Origin of the sequence: Spiroplasma sp. hy2 (assembly GCF_044714365.1) — a bacterium.
GTDB classification, from domain to species: domain Bacteria; phylum Bacillota_I; class Bacilli_A; order Mycoplasmatales; family Mycoplasmataceae; genus Spiroplasma; species Spiroplasma phoeniceum.
In genome coordinates this window covers 1-574 of sequence record NZ_RXFZ02000347.1, presented here as the reverse complement: position 1 = coordinate 574, position 574 = coordinate 1, and the positions used below count along the sequence as shown (strand labels likewise).

1 protein-coding gene is annotated in these 574 nt (G+C 18.6%); it reads right to left on the bottom strand.

Annotation, left to right across the window (positions count from 1 at the left end; genetic code table 4):
• Positions 1 to 98: 98 nt before the first annotated feature.
• Positions 99 to 574, bottom strand: a 476-nt coding sequence (locus EHV01_RS06445; RefSeq protein WP_422066737.1) for a hypothetical protein, incomplete at its 5' end; no start/stop codon positions are given.

Genomic DNA, 574 nt, shown 5'->3' with positions numbered 1-574 from the left:
ACTTTTAATTTTATTGTCAATAATATTTTAGTATTTTTTAAATTTTTCCACAACAAAAAATATATTTTTATTAAAATTACTTAATTTCTTATATAAAATTAATAAAGATATAAGTTTTGTTGTAAGTTTTTATTAAAATTATTAACTGAATAATTAATTCTATTTTCTTCTAATGGTTCATTAGTATTAAATAAATTAATTTTATTTTTAAAATTCATCATGCTGGTATTTAATTTATTTTTAAGAGTTTTTTCATGATAAGTTGCTTTTTTAACCAAAACACCTTTACAGTAATGTGATATATCACCTTCAATGTGACAACCAATATTATTTCATAGTGTTTGATTTTTGACACCTTCTTCATTATTTTTAATTAATTTAATTGTCTCTTTTAAGAATTTCATTTTTGCTTCTTTTATAAAAGTAGTACTGTTTTCTAGGCATTGTAATAATTCTTCATATTTAGCATTAAAAAAATAATCAACTGCCTTATTATATGTTTCTTTATTTTGTTTGTTTTTACTTTGGTAGGGATATAATTTTTTAAATCTACTTGTAAGATGAAATTTATCTA